Origin of the sequence: Streptomyces carpinensis (assembly GCF_002154505.1) — a bacterium.
GTDB lineage: Bacteria > Actinomycetota > Actinomycetes > Streptomycetales > Streptomycetaceae > Streptomyces > Streptomyces carpinensis.
In genome coordinates this window covers 23,239-30,329 of the sequence record NZ_MUBM01000276.1, presented here as the reverse complement: position 1 = coordinate 30,329, position 7,091 = coordinate 23,239, and the positions used below count along the sequence as shown (strand labels likewise).

General features: G+C 70.8%; 5 protein-coding genes. All 5 read left to right on the top strand.

Features of this window, described 5'->3' with window-relative positions; genetic code table 11:
* A partial coding sequence (locus BZY54_RS33170; RefSeq protein ID WP_086729026.1) for a peptidoglycan D,D-transpeptidase FtsI family protein occupies positions 1-1,295 on the top strand: 1,295 nt, incomplete at its 5' end.
* 119 nt (positions 1,296-1,414) lie between these two features.
* Entirely contained in the window at positions 1,415-3,070 is a 1,656-nt protein-coding gene (locus tag BZY54_RS33165) for a UDP-N-acetylmuramoyl-L-alanyl-D-glutamate--2,6-diaminopimelate ligase (protein WP_208640848.1), read from the top strand.
* Positions 3,071-3,098: 28 nt separating this feature from the next.
* Complete coding sequence (locus tag BZY54_RS33160) at positions 3,099-4,514, top strand: UDP-N-acetylmuramoyl-tripeptide--D-alanyl-D-alanine ligase (protein ID WP_086729024.1); 1,416 nt, start codon at positions 3,099-3,101, stop codon at positions 4,512-4,514.
* Positions 4,514-5,584: a phospho-N-acetylmuramoyl-pentapeptide-transferase gene (mraY, locus tag BZY54_RS33155; protein WP_086729030.1), complete on the top strand. Its 1,071-nt coding sequence runs from the start codon at positions 4,514-4,516 to the stop codon at positions 5,582-5,584. The genes BZY54_RS33160 and mraY overlap by 1 nt, the downstream gene beginning before the upstream one ends.
* Before the next feature lie 8 nt (positions 5,585-5,592).
* Complete coding sequence (gene murD, locus BZY54_RS33150; protein ID WP_086729031.1) at positions 5,593-7,011, top strand: UDP-N-acetylmuramoyl-L-alanine--D-glutamate ligase; 1,419 nt, start codon at positions 5,593-5,595, stop codon at positions 7,009-7,011.
* The last annotated feature ends 80 nt before the right edge of the window (positions 7,012-7,091 follow it).

The following is a 7,091-nucleotide window of genomic DNA, read 5'->3' as shown; positions in this document are numbered from 1 at the left end:
TGCTGCTCGATGCCGCCGCCGGGATACTGGGCTGGGTCAACGCCGACGGCAAGGGCGGCGGCGGCATCGAGCAGCAGCTGGACAAGCAGCTGTCCGGCAAGCCCGGCAAGGTCCGCTACGCCCAGTCCGGCGGCCGGGAGGTGCCCACCGCGGGCTCCACCGGGACGCCCGCGGTGCCCGGCTCCGACGTCGAGCTCACCATCGACCGCGACATCCAGTGGGCCGCGCAGAACGCCATCGCCGAGCAGGTGCGCAAGTCCCAGGCGGACCGCGGCTACGTGATCGTGCAGGACACCCGGACCGGGGAGATCCTCGCCATGGCCGACTCCCCGGGCTTCGACCCCAACGACCTGTCCCACGCCGACCCGGCCGCGCTGGGCAACGCGGCGGTGCAGGACGCCTACGAGCCCGGCTCCACCGCCAAGCTCATGTCGATGGCCGCCGTACTGGAGGAGCACGCCGCCACGCCGCTCACGCACGTCGTCGTGCCCAACCGGCTGCACCGCGGCGACCGGCTCTTCCAGGACGACGTCGACCACGGCACCTGGTACCTCACGCTCAACGGCGTGCTCGCCAAGTCCAGCAACATCGGCACCATCCTGGCCACCGGACAGCTCGGCAAGACCCAGTCGCAGGCCAACCAGGTCCTCTACTCGTACCTGCGCAAGTTCGGCATCGGCAGCTACACCGGCGTCGGCTTCCCCGGCGAGACCAAGGGCATCCTCGCCCCCGCCGACAAGTGGTCCACCTCGCAGCAGTACACGATCCCCTTCGGCCAGGGCTTCTCCATCAACGCCCTGCAGGCCGCCTCCATCTACTCGACGATCGCCAACGGAGGGGTCCGGATCCAGCCGACTCTGGTGCGTGGCACCAAGGGCGCCGACGGCCACTTCACGCCTGCCCCGAAGCCCGAGAAGAGCCGGGTGGTGAGCGCGAGGACGGCGAAGGAACTCGCCCAGATGCTGGAGTCCGTCGTGGACGACGAGCAGGGCACCGGTCTGAAGGCGCGCATCCCCGGCTATCGCGTCGCGGGCAAGACGGGCACAGCCAACCGCGTGGATCCGGCCACCGGCAGATACCGTGGCTACACCTCCTCCTTCGCCGGGTTCGCCCCCGCGGACAACCCCCGCATCACCGTCTACTGCGCCATCCAGAACGCCACCAAGGGCAGCTACTTCGGCGGACAGATCTGCGGCCCGATCTACAAGCAGGTGATGGAGTTCGCGCTGAAGACGCTCCAGGTACCGCCGACCGGGGCACGGCCCGCGAACCTGCCCGTCGACTTCAAGCCCTGACACCCCGCGAGCCCCGAGCGCCCAGGGACGGGATCGCGCCCCCGTACGGGACCCGGACGACCGGCCCGTGCGCCCCGTACGACCCGTACCGCCGGAACAGAACCACCAGGACACAGCCCGTGACAACGATCACCCCCGATCCCGGGAACCACCCCCCGTCCCGGCCCTCACTTCGCCCGCAGGCCGCTGCGCCCGGTACGCTCACCGCCGTGCCACACGCTGATCAGTCCCAAACCACCCAGAAGGGCGCTTCCGTGACATACCCGGGACCGCCGCGACCGGTTCAGGTCTCCGCCACACCCCTTGCGGAGCTCTCCGATCAGCTGGGTGCCGCGCAGCCGGACAGCGCCGCCGAGGTCACGGGCATCACCCATGACTCGCGTGCCGTGCGCCCCGGCGACCTGTACGCGGCCCTGCCCGGAGCCCGTGCCCACGGTGCCGACTTCGTCGCCCAGGCGGCGAGCCTCGGCGCGGTCGCCGTGCTCACCGACCCGTCCGGCGCCGAGCGCGTCGCCGCGACCGGCCTGCCGGTCCTCGTGGTCGACGACCCGCGCGGGCGGATGGGCGAGCTGGCGGCCACGATCTACGGCCACCCCGGCCGCGATCTGCTCCAGATCGGCATCACCGGCACCTCCGGCAAGACCACCACCGCCTATCTCGTCGAGGGCGGCCTGAAGACCGTGAAGTCCACCGGGCTGATCGGCACGGTGGAGATGCGCATCGGTGAAGAGCGCATCAAGTCCGAGCGCACCACCCCGGAGGCCACCGACCTCCAGGCCCTCTTCGCGGTCATGCGCGAGCGCGGTGTCGAGGCGGTCGCCATGGAGGTCTCCAGCCATGCGCTGGTGCTGGGCCGGGTGGACGCCTGTGTCTTCGACATCGGCGTCTTCACCAACCTCAGCCCGGAGCACATGGAGTTCCACTCCGACATGGAGGACTACTTCCAGGCGAAGGCGCAGCTGTTCACGCCGCTGCGCAGCAGGCTCGGGGTGATCAACCACGACGACGAGTACGGCCGCCGGCTCGCCAAGGAGGCCACCGTCCCGGTGGTCACCTTCTCCGCCGAGGGCCACCCCGACGCCGACTGGCGCGCCGAGGACGTCCAGGTCGGTCCGATGGACTCCACGTTCACCGTGATCGGCCCCGAAGGACAGCGGATCGCCGCCAGGTCGCCGCTGCCCGGCCCGTTCAACGTGGCCAACACCCTCGCCGCCGTCGTGGCCCTCGCCGCCGCCGGCCTCGACCCGCAGGCCGCCGCCGACGGCGTCGCCGCCGTACCGGGCGTGCCCGGCCGTCTGGAGCGCGTCGACGCCGGGCAGCCGTACCTCGCGGTCGTCGACTACGCGCACAAGACGGACGCCGTCGAGTCGGTCCTCAGGGCGCTGCGCAAGGTCACCAAGGGCCGGCTGCACGTCGTGCTCGGCTGCGGCGGCGACCGCGACCGGACCAAGCGCGCCCCGATGGGCGCCGCCGTGGCCCGGCTCTCCGACACCGCGGTGCTGACCTCCGACAACCCCCGTTCCGAGGACCCCCTCGCGATTCTCGCCACCATGCTCGAGGGCGCCGCCTCGGTGCCCGCGCACGAGCGCGGCGAGGTGCTCCTGTTCGAGGACCGGGCCGCCGCGATCGCCGCCGCCGTCGGCCGCGCGCAGGCCGGGGACGCCGTGCTGGTCGCGGGCAAGGGCCACGAGCAGGGCCAGGACATCGCCGGCGTGATCCGTCCCTTCGACGACCGCCAGGTGCTTCGCGAAGCAATCCAGAACACCCAGGGATGAAAATCCAGAAGACCCAGGGGATGAACTTGTGATCGCCCTCTCCCTCGCCGAGATCGCAGCAGTCGTCGGCGGGCAGACGCACGACATACCGGATCCGTCCGTCCAGGTCACCGGACCCGTCGTCCGGGACTCCCGCGAGGCGGTGCCCGGCAGCCTCTTCGTCGCCTTCGTCGGCGAGCGCGTGGACGGCCACGACTTCGCCGCCGCCGTCGTCGAGGCGGGTGCGGTCGCCGTACTGGCCTCCCGCCCGGTCGGGGTGCCCGCGATCGTCGTCGAGGACGTCCAGAGCGCCCTCGGCGCCCTCGCCCGGCACGTCGTACGCCGCCTCGGCGCGACCCTCGTGGCGCTGACCGGCTCCGCCGGCAAGACCAGCACCAAGGACCTCATCGCCCAGGTGCTCCAGCGCCAGGCGCCGACCGTGTTCACGCCCGGCTCGCTCAACAACGAGATCGGGTTGCCGCTGACCGCGCTGAGTGCCACCGAGGAGACGAGGTTCCTCGTGCTGGAGATGGGCGCCCGTGGCATCGGCCACATCCGCTACCTCACCGAGCTGACCCCGCCGAAGGTCGGCCTCGTGCTCAACGTCGGCACCGCCCACATCGGCGAGTTCGGCGGCCGGGAGCAGATCGCCCAGGCGAAGGGCGAACTGGTGGAGAGCCTGCCCCCGGCCGAGGAGGGCGGCGCCGCGATCCTCAACGCCGACGACCCGTTGGTCCGGGCCATGGCCTCCCGTACGAAGGCGAAGGTGGTCCTTTTCGGAGAGTCCGACGAAGCGGACGTTCGCGCCGAGAACGTGAGACTCACGGACAGCGGACAGCCCGCCTTCAGGCTTCACACACCCTCCGGTGCATCCGATGTGACCATGCGCCTGTACGGTGAGCACCACGTGTCGAACGCGCTCGCCACGGCCGCCGTCGCCCATGAGCTGGGCATGTCCGCGGAAGAGATCGCCACCGCACTCTCCGAGGCGGGCTCCCTCTCCCGCTGGCGGATGGAGGTCACCGAGCGCCCGGACGGCGTGACCATCGTCAACGACGCCTACAACGCCAACCCCGAATCCATGCGGGCCGCCCTGCGCGCGCTGGTGGCCATGGGCCGGGATCGGCGGACCTGGGCGGTGCTCGGCAAGATGGCCGAGCTCGGGGACGAGGCGCTCGCCGAGCACGACGCGGTCGGGCGGCTCGCCGTCCGGCTCAACGTCAGCAAGCTCGTCGCGGTCGGGGGCAGGGAAGCGTCCTGGCTGCAACTGGGCGCATATAACGAGGGTTCGTGGGGTGAGGAGTCGGTGCACGTGTCCGACGCACAGGCGGCGATCGACCTGTTGCGCAGCGAGTTGCGCCCGGGGGACGTCGTGCTCGTGAAGGCGTCCCGTTCGGTCGGTCTGGAGGGCGTCGCCCAGGCGCTCCTCGAGACCGGCGCCGAGGGTGAGGTCGCCGGCCGATGATGAAGCAGATCCTGTTCGCGGGAGTCATCGGCCTGTTCCTGACGCTGGTCGGCACGCCGCTGCTGATCAAGCTCCTCGCCCGCAAGGGCTACGGCCAGTACATCCGCGACGACGGCCCGCGCGAGCACGCCAGCAAGCGCGGTACGCCGACCATGGGCGGTATCGCCTTCATACTGGCGACGGTCGCCGCCTACTTCCTCTCCAAGGTGATCACCGGCTACGCCCCGACGTACTCGGGTCTGCTGGTCCTGGGGCTGATGGTCGGCATGGGCCTGGTCGGCTTCCTCGACGACTACATCAAGATCGTCAAGCGGCGCTCGCTGGGCCTGCGCGCCAAGGCCAAGATGGCCGGCCAGCTGATCGTCGGCATCGCCTTCGCGGTGCTCGCGCTGCAGTTCTCCGACAACCGCGGCAACACCCCCGCCTCCACGAAGCTGTCGTTCATCACCGACTTCGGCTGGACGATCGGCCCGGTGCTGTTCGTGGTCTGGGCGCTGTTCATGATCCTCGCGATGTCGAACGGCGTGAACCTCACCGACGGTCTGGACGGTCTGGCCACCGGCGCCTCCGTCCTCGTCTTCGGCGCCTACACCTTCATCGGCGTCTGGCAGTTCCAGGAGTCCTGCGCCAACGCGACGACCCTGACCAACCCCAACGCCTGCTATGAGGTGCGCGACCCGCTCGACCTGGCGGTCGTGGCCTCCGCGCTGATGGGCGCCTGCCTCGGCTTCCTGTGGTGGAACACCTCGCCGGCCAAGATCTTCATGGGCGACACCGGTTCGCTCGCGCTCGGCGGCGTCCTCGCCGGCCTCGCGATCTGCTCCCGCACCGAGCTGCTGCTCGCGCTGCTGGGCGGCCTGTTCGTGCTCATCACCATGTCGGTGGTCATCCAGGTCGGCTCCTTCCGGCTGACCGGCAAGCGCGTCTTCCGGATGGCGCCACTCCAGCATCACTTCGAACTCAAGGGCTGGTCCGAAGTGCTCGTCGTGGTCCGCTTCTGGATCATTCAGGGCATCTGTGTAATTGTCGGACTTGGCCTCTTCTACGCGGGATGGGCAGCGGACAAGTGACCTCATCGGTGCCTTCGGAGTTTCAGGGCAAGCACGTCACCGTCGCCGGACTCGGCGTCTCCGGCGTCCCGGCGGCCAAGGTGCTGCACGGCCTCGGCGCGCACGTCACCGTCGTCAACGACGGCGACGACGACCGGGCGCGGGCGCAGGCCGCCGAACTGGAGGCGCTCGGCGTCACCGTGCGCCTGGGCGACGGCGACTCCCTCCCCGAGGGCACCGATCTGATCGTCACCGCGCCCGGCTGGAAGCCGGACAAGCCGCTGTTCCAGGCCGCCGAGAAGGCGGGCGTCCCGGTCTGGGGCGATGTGGAGCTGGCCTGGCGGCTGCGCGGCCGCGACGGCAGGAAGGCGGCCCCCTGGCTCGCCGTCACCGGCACCAACGGCAAGACCACCACCGTCCAGATGCTCGCCTCCATCCTGAAGGCGGCGGGCCTGCGCACGGCCGCCGTCGGCAACATCGGCGTCTCGCTGCTGGACGCCGTGCTGGGCGAGGAGGAGTACGACGTCCTGGCTGTGGAACTCTCCAGCTACCAGCTGCACTGGGCGCCCTCGCTGCGCGCCCACTCCGCCGCCGTGCTGAACCTCGCGCCGGACCACCTCGACTGGCACGGCTCCATGGAGGCCTACGCCGCCGACAAGGGCCGTATCTACGAGGGCAATCGCGTCGCCTGCGTCTACAACGTCGCCGACAAGGCCACCGAGGACCTGGTGCGCGAGGCGGACGTCGAAGAGGGCTGCCGGGCCGTCGGCTTCACCCTCTCCGCCCCCGGCCCCTCCCAACTCGGCGTCGTGGACGGCATCCTGGTCGACCGCGCCTTCGTCGAGAACCGGCACAAGAACGCCCAGGAACTCGCCGAGGTCTCCGACGTCAACCCGCCGGCCCCGCACAACATCGCCAACGCCCTTGCCGCCGCGGCCCTCGCCCGCGCCTTCGGGGTGCCCGCGAAGGCCGTCCGGGACGGTCTGAGGTCCTTCACTCCGGACGCCCACCGCATCGCGCTCGTGGCGGAGATGGACGGCGTGGCCTACGTCGACGACTCCAAGGCCACCAACACCCACGCGGCCGAAGCCTCGTTGGCGGCATATGAGTCGATCGTATGGATTGCGGGTGGTCTGGCAAAAGGCGCGACCTTCGACGAGCTGGTCGCGAAGTCGGCGAAGCGGCTGCGCGGTGTCGTCCTCATCGGCGCCGATCGCGCCCTGATCCGCGACGCCCTCGTGCGACACGCCCCCGAAGTCCCCGTCGTCGACCTCGACCGGACCGACACTGGGGCGATGCTCCAGGCTGTCCAGGAAGCGCGGCGGCTCGCACGGCCAGGCGACACGGTACTGCTGGCCCCGGCCTGCGCCTCCATGGACATGTTCACCAACTACAACAAGCGCGGTGACGCGTTCGCGGAGGCCGTTCGCGAACTCGGTGCCGGCTGATCCCGGCCGCCCCCGCTGCCGGGCGACCTTGGGAGGGACGCGTGGGACCCGCGAGCCGAGCCAGACCTGTGCGGCCGACG

What these genes read in the sequence shown, in the direction of transcription:
- mraY (WP_086729030.1), top strand. Translation starts at nt 4,514, where the DNA reads ATGAAGCAGATCCTGTTCGCGGGAGTCATCGGCCTGTTCCTGACGCTG.